The sequence below is a fragment of the Bradyrhizobium sp. SHOUNA76 genome (assembly GCF_023006445.1).
GTDB lineage: Bacteria > Pseudomonadota > Alphaproteobacteria > Rhizobiales > Xanthobacteraceae > Bradyrhizobium.
In genome coordinates, this window is record NZ_JALBHA010001031.1 from 1 (window position 1) to 759 (window position 759).

General features: G+C 68.1%; 1 protein-coding gene. It reads right to left on the reverse strand.

Annotation, left to right across the window (positions count from 1 at the left end; all coding sequences use genetic code 11):
* A partial coding sequence (locus MOV74_RS39500) for a flotillin domain-containing protein (RefSeq protein ID WP_309486893.1) occupies positions 1-759 on the reverse strand: 759 nt, incomplete at both ends.

A 759-nucleotide genomic window follows, 5' to 3' on the forward strand; every position in this document is an offset into this window, starting at 1 on the left:
GCAGGCGGGGAGGCCGCCGGCTTGTCGCCACCACCGCCGCCCTTGCGCGCGGATTCCTTGATGCCCTGCATGTCGCGGGCCTCGCGGATCAGGCCCGGCATTTTTGCGAGACTTCCGCCCTCGACGCCGATATCCGCCAGGATGGAGTCGATCAGCGGCGCCTGGACCCGGTAGCGCAGGGCGGAGTCGATCACCTCGTCGGTGGCACTGCGGCCGCCATTGCCGCCATGGCCGTTGCCGTTGAGGCCGTCGACCTGAAGGATGCGGATGCCCTCGATCTTCTCCATCGGCTTGACGCTTTCGCGCACGATGCCCTCGATCCGGTCGAGCAGCTTTCTGCGGAACAGCGAGTAGCGTGCCTGATCGGTCAGCACGTTCTCGGCCTCGTTGAGCATCCGCTGCGCCTCGGCCTCGACCGCCGCGCGTACGCGCTCGGCCTCGGCGGCGATGCGGGTTTCCTCGGCCTGCTTCTCGGCGAGCAGCACCTCGACGGTCCTGCGCCGCTTGGCGATCTCACTCTCGCGTGCGGTAATGACGCGCTCGGTCGCTTCTGTCGCACGCATCCGTGCCTCCTCGGCCATCGCCTTGGCGGCAGACTCTTCCAGCGACTTCTGATGAATGGCGATGGCCTTCTCCATCAGGACCGTCTCCACCTCCTTCTCGCGGTTGACTTCCAGCTTGCGCAATTCGCGCTCGCGGCCGACGCGGGCCTCGTCGAGGCCGCGGTCCGAGGCGATGCGCGCGCGCTCGACCTCCTCG